The following is a 13,661-nucleotide window of genomic DNA, read 5'->3' as shown; positions in this document are numbered from 1 at the left end:
CCGTGGAACCGCGCGAGCCCGCCATCCGCATGGCGCAGCGCCCTCAGCGTCGGCGCGATCCGGTCGATCGCGTCGAGATGCGCCGGCTGGGGGCTGCGCCCCGCATCGGCAAGCGCCGCAGCCGCCCAGGTCAGCAGCGTGAAGACCTCGAGGAGTTCCTCCGGGTTGCGGGTGGGAATGCCACCCTCGGCGTCGATCTCGCGCTCGCACTCGAGCGCCAGGGCGGCCGCGGCCGGGCCGACGTGCCGCTCCATCCCGGTCAGGGCAAGGCCCGCGTAGACGAGGCCTGTCAGTGCCTCGAACCGCGGCAGGCCGGGTGCCGCCTTGCGCCAGCGCCGCGCGAGGAAGATCGTCTGCTGGCCGAGGCAGCGGAAATAGGCGTCGGAGTCCGCCCGCGACCGGCCGTTGAGCAGGAGGATCGCGTGGTTGATCCAGCGGATGAGCCGCCGCCCCGTCAGGTCGGGCGTCCAGCCCGGTCCGCCGCCCCAGCGGTAGCGGCGGATCCAGTCGAAGATCCAGTCCTGCGCGCGCTGGCGGGCGGGCCCATCCGCAACGGCGGCGAGGTCGTCGAGCCAGGCGCAACCGTGGATCTCCTCCTCGAACCTCGGGTCGGGGACCGGCAGGTCCCAGATCGAGGCGTTCTTGCCCTCGATCAGGAAGCCCGCGAAAAGGAAGTTCCCGGCGACGAGCTGGCGACCGCGCGCGAAGGAACCGATCGTCTTCGGTTCGGGCTGGCTCACGAATCCGGCGGCGGGCCGTGCAAGTGCCGCCAGGCGGGCATGGACCCGGTGCATGAGCCCCATCTGTCCGGTTTCCGAACGCCCCACGCCTCAGGTCCTCGTCGTTTTCTTGCCGTGCTGCCGCGCGTCCGCGGCGCCGGGAATCTGCCCGGCCGGAAGATTACCGGCAGGCCCCGGCCCTGTCACCGGCTAATGGCCCGCAACGACCGGGGCAAGGCGCAGGCAGGCGATGTAGAAGCCGTCCATGCCGCCCCGTCCGGGCCAGTAGTCGGGCCTCAGGCGCAGGCCGCCCTCGGCCGAAATCCAGCCGGTATCGACACCGTCGCGCGCGAGCGCGCCGTGATCGGCCATCAGGCCGGGGTGGCGCGACAGGGCGGCGGAAACCTGCCGTTCGCCCTCATCCGGCAGAAGCGAGCAGGTGGCGAAGACGAGCCGCCCGCCGGGACGGAGATGGGTCAGAGCGCGGTCGAGCAGCGCTGCTTGGAGCGCGAAAATCTCCTTCAGACCGCTGGCGTCGCGGACATGAGGCAGGTCGGGGTGGCGGCGGATCGTGCCGGTTGCGGAACAGGGCGCATCAAGGAGAACGGCGTCGAAGGGCCCGGCACCCTCCCAGACGAGGGCGTCGGCCACGACGGTCTCGGCCTTGAGCCCGCAGCGCGCGAGGTTCTCCCGCACGCGGGTCATCCGCGATGGCGAGAGATCGAGCGCCGTGACCCCTGCGCCCGCGGCGGCCAGTTGCAGCGTCTTGCCGCCCGGTGCCGCGCAGAGGTCGAGCACCCGCTCGCCGCGACACGGAGCGAGGACTTTCGCCGCGAGGGCGGCGGCCGCGTCCTGAACCCACCAGTCGCCCGTCGCGTAGCCCGGAAGCTCGGACACCTGCGCCGGGCCGGCCAGGCGGACCGATCCCGTGGGCAGCGCCTCGGCCCCGAGCCGCCGTGCCAGCGTCTCGGCATCGCCATCCTTCGGCGACAGGTCAAGCGGCGCGCCCTTCGCATGCGCGGCTTCCATCGCGATCGTCGCGGGCTTGCCCCAGGCCGACATCAGCCGCCCGCGCAGCCAGCCGGGCAACGGATCGGGCGGCAGGGCGGCCCAGGTCGCGGCGGGTGTGCCGGCGGCGCGACGCAGGACAGCGTTGACGAGGCCCGCGAAGCTTTCGCCGAGCCGCCCGAGCCGGCGGGTCTCGGTCACGGCCGCGGAGACGACGCCATGGGCAGGCGCCGCCTCGGCGAAGATCTCGGCCACCGCGACGCGCAGGATTGCCCCGACCGGGTCCGGCGGCAGCTTGCGCAGGTGCGGCTTCAGGATCGTGTCGGCGCGCGCGAGGTTGCGCAGCGCCGCAAGTGCAAGCCTCTGCGCCCGCGCCCGGTCGGGCGGCGCAAGCGCATCGAGGGCACCGCCGGCGATCTGGTCGGCAAGCGAGATGCGTGCCCCGGTCACGCCGAGAACGAGCGCCGCCGCGGCACCGCGAGCCGTCGCATCCTTCATGGCGCCTCCGGTTGCCCTGCTGTCCGGCGCGGCCTATATCAACGGCGACCTCGTGACAAGGAACCCGGCCATGCCCGACACACCGCGCGACGACCTGCCCGAAGCCGCAAGACGCGCGCTGGTCGAGGCCGAGGCGCGTCGGCGCGCCGCGAAACCCGCTGCCCTGCCGACGGAACTGGGGGGGCGCGAGGGCCCCGAGCCCGTGCGCTTCGGCGACTGGGAAAAGAAGGGCATCGCCGTCGATTTCTGAGATCGGCCGGGCCGGTGACCCGGACCCCGGAGGATTTCGGCCGCAATGAAGCGCAACGGCGTCAGAGCCCGAGCACGTCCAGCATGTCGTATTCGCCGGGCTTCTGGTCCTGGCCCCAGAGGGCGGCCCGGAGTGCGCCGCGGGCGAAGATCGCGCGGTCGGTGGCGATGTGGCGCAGGACGATCCTCTCGCCGTCCGCGGCGAAGATGACGTCGTGTTCGCCGACGATGTCGCCGCCGCGGATGGCCGAGAAGCCGATGCGGCCGCGTTCGCGCCGCCCGGTGACCCCCTCGCGCGCGGCGTCGCGGATGTCGGGCAGGTTAAGTCCCCGGCCTTGCGCCGCCGCCGCGCCGAGCATCAGCGCGGTGCCGGAAGGCGCGTCGACCTTCATGCGGTGGTGGGCCTCGACGATCTCGATGTCCCAGTCGGCATCGAGCGCGGCCGCCACCTTCTGCGTCAGCCGGGTCAGCAGGTTGACGCCGAGGCTCATGTTGCCGGCGCGGACGATGACCGCATGGCGCGCGGCGGCGCGGATCTTTTCGAGATGGCCGGGCTCGAGCCCCGTGGTGCCGATCACGTGGACCAGCCGCGCCTGGGCCGCGAGCGCCGCGAAGTCCACCGTCGCCGCGGGCGCGGTGAAGTCGATGACGCCCTGCGCGCTGGCGAAGGCCTCCAGCGGATCGTCGGTGACCGTCACGCCCGTGGACGCCCCGCCCATGGCCTCGCCAAGGTCGCGGCCGATCCAGGGATGGCCCGCGCGCTCCACCGCTCCGGTGAGCCGCGCGCGGCCGGAAGCGGCGATGGTGCCGACGAGCATCTGGCCCATCCGGCCCGAGACGCCCGTGACGACAAGGCCGGGATTGTCGGTAAGTTGGGTCATGCGCGCCTCCTGCGACCGGTCGGCTTCCTTTAGCCGGTGTCTGCCCCGCGGCAAAGCCCCCGTTGCGGCCTCGGTCCGGCTGGCTTAGAGGAAGGGCATGGCACAGAACCGACATCCGGGGGGCGCCGACCCCTCCCAGCGTCAGCTCCGCGTGGGCGAGTTGATCCGGCGGACCCTGAGCGAGGTCCTCCACCGCGGCGAGATCCATTCCGACGCGCTCAGGGCCATGTCGATCACTGTTGGTGAGGTAAAGGTGTCGCCCGACCTGCGGATTGCCACGGCCTATGTGCTGCCCCTCGGCGGCAAGGGCCAGGAGGAGGCGCTTGCGGCGCTGAACCGGGCAAAGGGGGAACTCAGACATCATGTGGCACAGGCCGTAAAGCTCCGCTTCGCGCCGGAACTGAGGTTCCTCATCGACGAGAGCTACGACCGGATGGACCGCACGCGCGAACTCTTGGCCGACGAGAGGGTGCAGCGCGACATCGCCAAGCGCGACGATGACGGCGATCAGCGCTAGCGTTCTCTTCCTCCTCGCCACGGCGGGCGCGGCGCTTGCCGGCGGCTGCCGCGAACTGGTCTTCGAGGGCAGCGGCTACGCCGTCTGCGAGGCGGTCGCGGGCGAGGACCTCCGGCTCTACCTCGACGACGCCGGGGGCGCGCGCATCGGCACCTTCGAGCGGCTCGGCAGGCTGCTGGCCGAGGATGGTCGCGCCATCGTGTTCGCCATGAACGCGGGCATGTATCACCCCGACCGCCGTCCCGTGGGGCTCTACGTCGAGGAGGGGCGCGAGGTCTCGCGCCTCGTCACCTCGTCCGGACCGGGCAATTTCGGCCTGGTCCCGAACGGCGTCTTCTGTATCCGGGACGAAGGCTTTGGTGTCGTCGAGTCGCGCGCCTTCGCGGCCGATCCGCCGGCCTGCCGGTTCGCCACGCAGTCCGGGCCCATGCTGGTGATCGGCGGCGCGCTGCATCCCCGGTTCCTCGCCGATTCCGACAGCCGCTACATCCGCAACGGCGTGGGTGTGTCCGCCGACGGGCGCCGCGCCGTCTTCGTCATTTCCTCCGGGCCGGTCAACTTCCACACCTTCGCGCGCCTCTTCCGCGACGGGCTCGGCCTGCCCGATGCGCTCTATTTCGACGGCAACATCTCGCGGCTGAATGCTCCTGCGCTCGGCCGCGACGATTTCGGCTTTCCGATGGGGCCGATCGTGGCGCTCGCCGCGCCCGCGGATTGACGCGCGGGAGCCTATTCGCTAGCAGGCGGCCTCCACTTCCGACAGGGCAAGACATGGCACGCACGAAGGGCCGCGACATTTCCGGATGGCTGGTCGTCGACAAACCCGCCGGCCTCACCTCGACCGCCGTCGTGAACAAGGTCCGCTGGGCCCTCGGCGCGAAGAAGGCGGGACATGCGGGCACGCTCGACCCGGCGGCGACCGGGGTGCTGGCGGTGGCACTCGGCGAGGCGACGAAGACGGTGCCCTACATCACCGACGCGCTGAAATGCTACCGCTTCGCCGTGCGGCTCGGGGCGCAGACCAACACCGACGACGCCGAGGGCGAGGTGATCGCGACCCGCGACCTGCGTCCCTCGGACGCGGAGGTCCGCGCCGCGCTCGGCCCGTTCCGGGGCGAGATCCTGCAGGTTCCGCCGCAGTTCTCGGCCTTGAAGGTGGATGGCGAGCGCGCCTATGCACGCGCCCGCTCCGGTGAGGAGATGGACCTTGCGGCCCGCCCTCTCTGGGTCGAGAGCCTCGAGATGACCGGGCGGCCCGATGCCGACACGATCGAGCTCGAACTGGTCTGCGGCAAGGGTGGATACGTCCGGTCCATTGCCCGCGACCTCGGGGCGGCGCTCGGCTGCCTCGGCCATGTGCTCTGGCTGCGTCGGGAATGGTCGGGACCCTTCGAGGCTTCCGACGGGGTGAGCCTCGAGACGATCGAGGCCGAGGCGAGGACGCCCGCGCTCGACGCGCGCCTCCTGCCCTTGGAGGTGGGCCTTGCCGACCTGCCGGAACTGAGGACGACTGCCGAGGGCGCGGCGCGGCTGCGCAACGGCAACCCGGGGCTGGTCCTCGCCTCGGACGTCGGGTGGGGCGAGGAGGCCTGGGCAAGCTGGCAGGGCCGCGCCGTCGCGGTCGGCACCTACCGGTCGGGCGAATTGCATCCGAGCCGGGTGTTCAACCTCTGAGCCGCGGCCCAGCGCCCCGCCGGTTGCGCGATCCCGAGGGACCCGCCGGACCGGCCGGACCGCACCCGGTTCAGACCTATTCCGCGGCGAGGTCCGACGCCCAGCCCGAGACGGCCTTGACCTCCAGGAACTCCTCGATCCCCCAGTGCCCGCCTTCGCGCGCGCGCCCGCTCGCCTTGACGCCGCCGAAGGGGGAACCCGCGCCACGCGACCTGCCGTTCATCTCGACCATGCCCGACTTGAGCCTGAGCGCGAGGCGGTTCCGCCGCGCCGCATCCTGGCTCTGGACGTAGTTGGTAAGGCCATAGGGCGTGTCGTTGGCGATCCTGACCGCCTCGTCCTCGCCCTCGAACGCGATGATCGAGAGCACCGGCCCGAAGATCTCCTCCCGTTCGATGGCCATGCCTGGCGTGACGTCGGCAAAGACCGTCGGCCGAACGAAGTAACCCTTGTTCATCCCCTCGGGCAGGCCGAGGCCGCCCGCCACCAGTCGGGCCCCCTCGTCGATACCCTTCTGGATATAGCCCTGGATCTGCTCCCACTGGCGTTTGTTCACCACCGGGCCGATGTGGCGGCCGGGCTCGGACGCCGGCCCAACCTTCACCGACTTCGCGACCTCGGCCGCTTCATCCACCACGCGGTCGTAGATCGACCGTTCCACCAGCATCCGGCTGGGCGCGTTGCAGCTTTGCCCCGAGTTGTTCATCATGTGAAGCACGCCGCGCTTCACCGCCTTGTCGTCGGCGTCGGCGAAGATGATGTTCGCGCCCTTGCCGCCAAGTTCGAGCGTCACGCGCTTCAGCGTCTCAGCCGCCGCCTTGGAAATCGCGCGGCCGGCCCGCGTCGAGCCGGTGAAGGAGATCATCTCCACGTCCGGGTGGCTCGACAGCCGGGCGCCCACCCCCGCGCCGTCGCCGTTGACGAGGTTGAAGACGCCCGGTGGGACGCCGGCATCATGACACATCTCGGCGAAGATCATCGCGTCGAGCGGGCTCTCCTCGGAGGGCTTCAGCACGCAGGTGCAACCCGCCAGAAGCGCCGGGACCACCTTCAGCGCGATCTGGTTCATTGGCCAGTTCCAGGGCGTGATGAGCCCCACGACCCCGATCGGCTCAAGCACGATGCGGTCGTCGGGCGCATGCGGGCCGAGCGGACGGATCCACTCGATTTCGTCGAAGGCGGTGAGGAAGTTCTTCAGATGCCAGGGCAGGCAGGGCGCCTGGCTGTCCCGCGCCATGTCGATCGGCGCGCCCATCTCCATCGAGATCGCCTGCGCGAGGTCCTCCTTGCGGCGCTCATACTGGTCGAGGATGCGCACGACGACAGCGCGACGGTCCGCCGGCGCCGTCTCCGCCCAGGACGGGAAGGCCGCCTTCGCGGCGGCCACAGCGGCGTCGGCATCCGCCTCCGCTCCGAGCGAGATGACCGCGCAGGGGTCTTCGGTCGAGGGGTCGATGACGGCGCAATCTCGTGGCACTTTGGGCGGCACCCAGGCTCCGCCGATGTAGAATTCGCGTCTCTCGATCATGTCTCACCTCGCGTCGTGTCGGAGCGTGTCGCGCCGGACTGTGACAGGCGACATGGGGCCCTGCAAGGGCGGCGCGATAATTTGATCAAAACTTCCGTTCCGCGTCCGGCGATTTGTCGCGCGCCGAGGATGGCGGATGCAATCCGGCACGCGACGCAGTATGTTTCCCAGCGATACCCGGACTGCCATCGACCGAAAAGGAGACTGCCATGGGCCTGCGGATCAACGATACGGTTCCCGATTTCACCGCCCAGACCGACCAGGGCCTGATTCGGTTCCATGACTGGATCGGCGACACTTGGGCGATCCTCTTCTCGCACCCGAAAGACTTCACGCCGGTCTGCACGACGGAGTTCGGCGCGGTGGCGCAGCTTGCCAAGGAATGGTCGAAGCGCAACACGAAGGTCATCGGCATCTCCGTCGACGGCGTCGAGGAGCACAAGCGCTGGAAGCGCGACATCGAGAAAACGGCGGATGCCGTCGCCGCCTTCCCGATCATCGCCGACACCGGGCTGGAAGTGTCGAAGGCCTTCGACATGCTGCCGGCCGAGGCCTACCTGCCCGACAACCCCACGCCGAACGACAGCCAGACGGTGCGCTCGGTCTTCATCATCGGGCCGGACAAGAAGCTGAAGCTGTCCATGACCTACCCGATGAATGTCGGCCGCAACTTCGCCGAGGTGCTGCGCGCCCTCGACGCCCTGCAGACCGCCGCGGCGCGGGGCGTGGCGATGCCCGCCAACTGGACCGAAGGACAGGATGTGATCGTGCCGCTCGCGCTTGACGACGCGGCGGCCGAGGCGAAGTTCGGCAAGATCAACAAGGTCCTGCCCTACCTGCGGTATGCCAAGCTGACGGGGTGACGCGCCTCAGTAGCCTTGCGGATCCTTCGGCTCCACCGGTGGTACGCGCGCAATGGCCTCGCGTTCCCAGCGCTTGGCTTCGGTGAGAAAGGCGTAGACTCCGCCGGTCGCCGCCCGGATGAAGCCCGCCCAGCCGCAGCGCCACAGGCCGTTGTGGAAGTATAGTCGCAGGAAATAGAGCCACGGGTTCACGGCCATCTTCCAGGGCTGCGCCCGGCGGCCCTGTTCGGCCCGCATCTCGGCCTTCAGCGTGGAGTACTTGTTTTCCTTGAGAAACTGCTCGTGGAGCGTGATCGGCCGGAAGTGCAGAAGCCCGCCGCGCGGCGAGTTCCGGACCTCGCCGGTCATCCTGAGACCTTCGTGCACCTTGTCGGCCGGATCGAAGGCCCCCGCTCCATTTCGCAGGATGCGCAGATTGTAACGTTCCTTCGCCTGGGGCGGGGCATAGCCGAAACCGTCGAGATACGGGTACCGCGTGACGCGCCAGCCGGCGACATCCGGCACGGCGATCAGGCGGGGCAATTCGGCGGCGAGGAGCGGGCTCACCCGTTCGTCGCTGTCGATCGAGAGGCACCAGGGTTGCGTGCACTGTTCCATCGCGAACTGTTTCTGCCCGCCATATCCGCGCCACTTCTCCTTCAGGATCACGAGGGGATAACCCTCGGCCTTGAGGGCCTCGAGCAGTTCGAGCGTGCGGTCCCGCGACCCGCTGTCCACCACCACGATCTCGGAACACATCCCGAGGCTGCGGATGCAGGGCCCTATGAAGTGCTCTTCGTCCTGGCAGATGATGAAGGCGGACAGGGGCAGTTTCATGCCGGGCTCCCCTCAGAACTCACCGCGGAACACCCGCATATAGTCGTTGCAGATAGCGTCTTCCGAGAAGAACTCGTCGAGCCGCGCGCGCGCGTTGGCGGCAAAGACGCGCGCGGCCGCGGGGTCGTCGCGCAGCGCCATCAGGGCGGTGGCGATCTGTTCGTCGTCGTCGATGTCGGCCATCAAGCCGTCGATCCCGTCGCGCATGAACCAGGATGGTCCGTCGCACCGGGTGGAAACGGATGGCACGCCCGCCGCCCAGGCCTCGAGCAGGATATTGCCCAGGGGCTCGTGGCGCGAGGGCAGCAGGAATGCGTCGGCCGAGGCGATGTGATGAACGGGGTTCTCCACCCAGCCGACGAAGCGGATGCGGTCGGCGACACCCAAATCCGCAGCGAGCTTTTCCAGGTCGGGCCGCAGCCGGCCGTCGCCGATCAGCCAGAGCCAGGCGCCGGGGATGCGCGCGATGGCGCGGATCGCGGTGTCGAGCGCCTTGCGCGGCTGGAAGCGACCGCCGGCCGCGACGAGAAATACGCCTTCGGGCGTGTCATGGGACGCGCGGGGAACCGGCACTGGCGTGACGATCGGGGTGAAGTTGGAAATCGTGATCGCGGGCTTTGTCCAGCCGAGCTTGCGGCAAGTCTGGGCGATGCCCGGCACGTTGCCGACCAGCAGGTCGCAATTGTCGAAATGCTTCAGGTTCTGGGGGAAATCACCCATCCGGTTGAGCTTGACCACGCCCGGCCACCTGTGCACGAGCCGCGCCGCCCGCGGCATCCATGACATCACGGCGTTGGGTTTCCAGGTTTTCACCCAGCGATCCGCCTGCCAATGCAGAAGCGGCGTCAGGAGCGAGGTGACGCGGAAGTTGTTGCGGATCACCGGGCCGAGCGCCGCGATCTCTGCGTCCCAGCTGCGGTTCGGACGGATGATGAAGCGCTGCTCCACGCCGCGCCGGGCGAGCGCCTGCGCCAGCTTGACGAAGAACCGCTCGGCCCCGCCTTCCTTGCCGAAATGGAAGTGGATCACGCGGAGGGGGGTGTCGGTCACGCGCCCGCCTCCTGGCTGGGCAGCGGAAGCGCCTTCCGGGGTCGACGGCGCCGCAGCGCGTGAGAAACGTTGCACCGCATCAGACTTTTCGCGTGAGCCGCACGTTCTTGTGGATCCGCCCTGTCACCGTAAACCCGCGCGCCTCCAGTCCCGCGATCATTGCCTCCGTCTCCGCATCGCCGACGATATGGGGATGGGTCTCGACAATGATCTCGCGCAGCCGGTCCATGCCACGCGCAGCGAGAAGACCGACCTCGGCGCCCTCGACATCGATCACCAGGACTGTCGCGCGCTCCTCCTCCAGCACGGAGTCGATCGGTTCGCTTTCAACGGTCACGCGTTCGGCCGCGAGCCCGCGGTCAAACACCGAGGAGGAGACGATGTTCTCGTTCCGGAAGAAGGTGACGGGCGCACCGTCGGCCGTCACCGCCTTGAGCCGTAGCCGTGGCGTCATTTCGTTCAGGTTGAAATTGGCACGGATCACCGGTTCCAGCGCCGCGTTCGCCTCGAAGGACAGGACGTTCCCGGGGCCGGCAAGGCGGTTGCACAACAGGCTGACCAGACCGACGCCGGTGCCAATCTCGACCACCCTGTCACCGGGGCGTATGGCATCGGCGACCAGTTGGCGTTCAGGCGCCTCGTAGCTTCCCTTGATCAGCGCCGTCGCCACCGAGCGGGGCACCAGCGACGGGTCGCAACTGATGGTCAGTCCGTCAAGGGTGACCGTCGTGCGGCGCAGCAGCCGGAACAGCACCAGCTTCAGGCCACGAAACGGCGACTTCTGCCTTTCGGTCATGCCTTGCCTTTCCATCCCGTCATGAACCAGCCCGGCGCGGTGCCGCAGATGCTGGCTCCGCGCCGCCCGGAGATTCGATCGCCCTTCAGCATCAATGCCGCGAATAGCACGTCGAACAGCATTGCCAGGTGCATCCGCGCCCGTGGGAAGGCGCCATGCAGGCCTGGCACGACCGCCCGCGTCGCCCCGCGCCCCCAGACCAGCGGCATCAGATCGAGCCGCGCGAATCCCGTGCGGTCGAAAGTCTCCCGCCACCAGCTTGGCGTCGCGCGGAAATAATCGTCCGGATGGCCATGGATGCGGAACATGAACGGCACGATGACATGCACGGCCCCGCCGGGCTTGACGACCCGGTACAGTTCCTCGAGCACCGGGACGGCATCGTAGATGTGCTCGAGCGTGTTGAAGCAGATCACCGCGTCAAAGCTGTCGTCCGGAAGCGGCAGCGGTTCGCCGGGACGTACCAGATGCGTCGGCTCGATACCGGGGTCGATGTTGACCGACTCCACCGTCAGACCGGCGGGAAGAAGCCGGAGGTAGCGTGCCTTCCTCCCTCCGCCCATGTCGAGCACGCGTCCCGAGATGTCCAGGCTCGAAAGATGCTCGTACTCGAGCATGCGAAGCACCGACTCTCCCCGGAAGGATCGGCTGACATGCCACCAGCGCGCGAGGCTGGGCTTAGGTGGGTCGATGAAGGTGTAGTCCATGCGGGCTCGCGTCGCAGGAGCGTTTCACGCTTTCTATCGGCGCGACGCAGCGCCGCCAATGTGAAAGTGCCCCCGCCCTGCGGACGGGGGCCCCGCAGGATCAGCCCTCGGCGGGCTCTTCCTTTTCCTTCTTCTCCGGCACGATTTCCTGCCCGGTCTCCTGGTCGACCATCTTCATGCCGAGCCGGACCTTGCCGCGATCGTCGAAGCCGAGAAGCTTGACCTTCACTTCCTGGCCTTCCTTCAGAAGCTCGTTCGGATGGGTCAGGCGCTTGCCGGAGATCTGGCTGACATGCACCAGGCCGTCACGCTTGCCGAAGAAGTTCACGAAGGCGCCGAAGTCGACGAGCTTCACCACCTTGCCGGTGTAGATCTTGCCTTCCTCGGGCTCGGCCACGATCGAGTAGATCATGTCGTAGGCCTTCTTGATCGAGTCGGCGTTGGCCGAGGCGATCTTGATCACGCCGTCGTCGTTGATGTCGACCTTGGCGCCAGAGACTTCCACGATCTCGCGGATGACCTTGCCGCCCGAACCGATCACTTCGCGGATCTTGTCGGTCGGGATGGTCATCGTCTCGATGCGGGGCGCGTGGGCGGAGAACTCGGCGCGGCCCGCCGAGATCGCCTTCGCCATCTCGCCGAGGATGTGCATCCGCCCGTCCCTCGCCTGCGCCAGCGCCTGCTCCATGATCGCGGGGGTGATGCCCGCGACCTTGATGTCCATCTGGAGCGAGGTGATACCGTTCGACGTGCCCGCGACCTTGAAGTCCATGTCGCCGAGGTGATCCTCGTCGCCGAGGATGTCGGTAAGCACCGCCCATTTGCCGTCCGCTTCGAGGATGAGGCCCATCGCCACACCGGCGACCGGCGCCTTGAGCGGCACACCTGCATCCATCATGGACAAGGACGAACCGCAGACCGTGGCCATCGAGGAGGAGCCGTTCGACTCGGTGATCTCGCTGACGACGCGGATCGTGTAGGGGAAGTCGGTCGGCGCCGGCAGCACCGCCTGCAGCGCGCGCCAGGCAAGCTTGCCGTGGCCGATCTCGCGCCGGCCCGGAGGCCCGAAGCGTCCAACCTCGCCGACCGAATAGGGCGGGAAGTTGTAGTGCAGCAGGAAGTTGGACCGGAAGTTGCCGTGCAGCGCGTCGATGATCTGCTCGTCCTCGCCGGTGCCGAGGGTCGTGACCACAAGGCCCTGCGTCTCGCCGCGGGTGAAGAGCGCCGAGCCGTGCGTCCGAGGCAGGATGCCGACTTCCGAGACGATCGGGCGGACCGTCCGGGTGTCCCGGCCGTCGATGCGGATGCCGTTCGACACGACGTCGCCGCGCAGGATCGAGGATTCCAGCTTCTTGATCGCGGAGCCGAGGTTGGCGTCGGCCTGATCTTCTTCAGACAACGCGGCGACAATGGCGGCGGCGGCGGCCGAGATGGCGTTCGTCCGCTCCTGCTTGTCCTTGATCGCGAAGGCGGCACGCATCTGCGCCTCACCGGCGGCCTTCACCTTGGCGTAAAGCGCGGAATAATCCGGGGGCGTGAAGTCGAACGGCTCCTTAGCGGCATCCTCGGCGAAGTCGATGATGAGGTCGATCACCGGCTGCATCTGCTCGTGGCCGAACTTCACCGCACCCAGCATCTCGGCCTCCGAAAGCTCATAGGCCTCCGATTCCACCATCATCACGGCGTCCTTGGTGCCCGCGACGACGAGGTCGAGCCGCTGCTCGGGGTTCGAGCGCAGGTTGTCCATGTCGGCGACTTCGGGGTTCAGCACATAGGCGCCGTTCGAGAAGCCCACGCGCGCCGCGCCGATCGGCCCCATGAAGGGCACACCGGAAATCGTCAGCGCCGCCGAGGCCGCGATCATCGCGACGATGTCGGGATCGTTGACGAGGTCATGCGAAAGAACGGTGCAGATGATCAGCACCTCGTTCTTGAAGCCCTCGACGAAGAGCGGGCGGATCGGCCGGTCGATCAGGCGCGAGGTCAGCGTTTCCTTTTCGGAAGGACGACCCTCGCGCTTGAAGAAGCCGCCCGGGATCTTGCCGGCGGCGTAGGTCTTTTCCTGGTAGTGGACGGTCAGCGGGAAGAAGTCCTGCCCCGGCTTCGCCTGCCTGGCGAAGGTCACGTTGGCCATGACGGAGGTCTCGCCGAGCGTGGCGATAACCGAACCGTCAGCCTGACGGGCAACCTTCCCCGTTTCCAGTGTGAGCGTTTCCTGGCCCCACTGGATGGATTTCTTGGTGATGTTGAACATATGTCGTTTCCTCAAGGGAGCACCGACGGGGCCCTTCCCCGTGTCTCCCGTTCCTATGGCGGCCCCATTGCCGCCGCCCCCAATCCTTCGCATGCGCCCGG

The 13,661-nt window shown here is 68.5% G+C and carries 14 protein-coding genes; 5 read left to right on the top strand and 9 right to left on the bottom strand.

What is annotated here, in order from left to right:
- The coding region (locus tag F9K34_RS06020; protein WP_436405716.1) for a heparinase II/III family protein at positions 1 to 794 on the bottom strand (794 nt) is incomplete at its 3' end.
- Between the two features lie 135 nt (positions 795 to 929).
- Entirely contained in the window at positions 930 to 2,225 is a 1,296-nt protein-coding gene (locus F9K34_RS06015) for an RsmB/NOP family class I SAM-dependent RNA methyltransferase (RefSeq protein ID WP_291336004.1), read from the bottom strand.
- Positions 2,226 to 2,295: 70 nt separating this feature from the next.
- Here F9K34_RS06015 and F9K34_RS06010 point away from each other — a divergent pair, with 70 nt between their 5' ends.
- The gene (locus F9K34_RS06010) at positions 2,296 to 2,475 is read left to right on the top strand and encodes a DUF1674 domain-containing protein (protein ID WP_291336006.1); all 180 of its coding nucleotides are present in this window, start codon (positions 2,296 to 2,298) and stop codon (positions 2,473 to 2,475) included.
- A gap of 61 nt (positions 2,476 to 2,536) precedes the next feature.
- Here the strand turns inward: F9K34_RS06010 and dapB are convergent, their stop codons facing one another.
- Positions 2,537 to 3,355 carry a 4-hydroxy-tetrahydrodipicolinate reductase gene (gene dapB, locus F9K34_RS06005; RefSeq protein WP_291336003.1) on the bottom strand — a complete coding sequence of 273 codons (819 nt, stop codon included), beginning with the start codon at positions 3,353 to 3,355 and terminating at the stop codon, positions 2,537 to 2,539.
- Positions 3,356 to 3,452: 97 nt separating this feature from the next.
- Between dapB and rbfA the strand changes: the two genes are divergently transcribed.
- From rbfA to truB, 3 genes are read left to right on the top strand one after another with little or no spacing between them, the layout of a single operon-like run.
- Positions 3,453 to 3,872, top strand: coding sequence for a 30S ribosome-binding factor RbfA (gene rbfA, locus F9K34_RS06000; RefSeq protein WP_291336002.1), 420 nt, complete (start codon positions 3,453 to 3,455; stop codon positions 3,870 to 3,872).
- On the top strand, positions 3,853 to 4,590 hold the full coding sequence (locus F9K34_RS05995) for a phosphodiester glycosidase family protein (protein WP_291336001.1): 738 nt from the start codon (positions 3,853 to 3,855) through the stop codon (positions 4,588 to 4,590). Before rbfA ends, F9K34_RS05995 begins: the two co-directional genes overlap by 20 nt.
- 53 nt (positions 4,591 to 4,643) lie before the next feature.
- Positions 4,644 to 5,546 (top strand): tRNA pseudouridine(55) synthase TruB, encoded by a 903-nt coding sequence (truB, locus tag F9K34_RS05990; RefSeq protein WP_291336000.1) that lies wholly within the window; start codon positions 4,644 to 4,646, stop codon positions 5,544 to 5,546.
- 76 nt (positions 5,547 to 5,622) lie between these two features.
- On the opposite strand, the gene F9K34_RS05985 is transcribed toward truB, so the two are convergent.
- Positions 5,623 to 7,074: an aldehyde dehydrogenase family protein gene (locus F9K34_RS05985; RefSeq protein ID WP_291335999.1), complete on the bottom strand. Its 1,452-nt coding sequence runs from the start codon at positions 7,072 to 7,074 to the stop codon at positions 5,623 to 5,625.
- Positions 7,075 to 7,283: 209 nt separating this feature from the next.
- On the opposite strand from F9K34_RS05985, the gene F9K34_RS05980 reads away from it, so the two are divergent.
- Positions 7,284 to 7,937: a peroxiredoxin gene (locus F9K34_RS05980; protein WP_291335998.1), complete on the top strand. Its 654-nt coding sequence runs from the start codon at positions 7,284 to 7,286 to the stop codon at positions 7,935 to 7,937.
- A 6-nt stretch (positions 7,938 to 7,943) separates the two neighbouring features.
- Here F9K34_RS05980 and F9K34_RS05975 read toward each other — a convergent pair whose 3' ends face one another.
- The 5 genes from F9K34_RS05975 to pnp form a co-directional block, all read right to left on the bottom strand.
- The gene (locus F9K34_RS05975) at positions 7,944 to 8,753 is read right to left on the bottom strand and encodes a glycosyltransferase family 2 protein (RefSeq protein WP_291335997.1); all 810 of its coding nucleotides are present in this window, start codon (positions 8,751 to 8,753) and stop codon (positions 7,944 to 7,946) included.
- Between the two features lie 12 nt (positions 8,754 to 8,765).
- The gene (locus tag F9K34_RS05970; protein ID WP_291335996.1) at positions 8,766 to 9,803 is read right to left on the bottom strand and encodes a glycosyltransferase; all 1,038 of its coding nucleotides are present in this window, start codon (positions 9,801 to 9,803) and stop codon (positions 8,766 to 8,768) included.
- Positions 9,804 to 9,882: 79 nt separating this feature from the next.
- Positions 9,883 to 10,599: an FkbM family methyltransferase gene (locus F9K34_RS05965; protein WP_291335995.1), complete on the bottom strand. Its 717-nt coding sequence runs from the start codon at positions 10,597 to 10,599 to the stop codon at positions 9,883 to 9,885.
- Positions 10,596 to 11,306 carry a class I SAM-dependent methyltransferase gene (locus tag F9K34_RS05960; protein ID WP_291335994.1) on the bottom strand — a complete coding sequence of 237 codons (711 nt, stop codon included), beginning with the start codon at positions 11,304 to 11,306 and terminating at the stop codon, positions 10,596 to 10,598. The genes F9K34_RS05965 and F9K34_RS05960 overlap by 4 nt, the downstream gene beginning before the upstream one ends.
- A 100-nt stretch (positions 11,307 to 11,406) precedes the next feature.
- Positions 11,407 to 13,560: a polyribonucleotide nucleotidyltransferase gene (gene pnp / locus F9K34_RS05955; RefSeq protein WP_291335993.1), complete on the bottom strand. Its 2,154-nt coding sequence runs from the start codon at positions 13,558 to 13,560 to the stop codon at positions 11,407 to 11,409.
- Positions 13,561 to 13,661: the final 101 nt, after the last annotated feature.

The organism is Albidovulum sp. (genome assembly GCF_008933605.1).
In the GTDB taxonomy this organism is placed as follows: domain Bacteria; phylum Pseudomonadota; class Alphaproteobacteria; order Rhodobacterales; family Rhodobacteraceae; genus Albidovulum.
This window is presented reverse-complemented; position numbering and strand designations above follow the sequence as displayed.